We start from the raw sequence: 270 nt of genomic DNA, 5'->3' as shown, positions 1-270 counted from the left end.
GCAGGTGTTGGGGAGTGATCGTTGCGGCCAGTTTGTCTGAGCCTGCTTGTACAAACTGAGCAGCTTCAGAGGTTGTGATATGCTCAAAAACAACTCTTAGCTCGGTAAATTTTTCGGTGATAGGGGCTAGGTGTTGTTCAATAAAAAACTTTTCCCGATCAAAGATATCAACCTCATGAGAGGTCACTTCACCGTGAATCAGTAATAACATGTCGCAAGCTTGCATTGCCTCAAAAACCGGGTAAAGCTCGTTCAAGGCTGAAACTGCAG

Annotated in this window: 1 pseudogene; it reads right to left on the bottom strand. The window is 45.2% G+C overall.

The annotated features are described in order from the left end of the window. A pseudogene (locus A3766_RS31010) lies at nt 1–270 on the bottom strand (dihydroorotase); the annotation flags it as partial.

The sequence above is a fragment of the Oleiphilus sp. HI0132 genome (genome assembly GCF_001635845.1).
The sequence above is the reverse complement of the archived record's forward strand: the minus strand, read 5'-3'. Positions and strand labels throughout refer to the sequence as shown.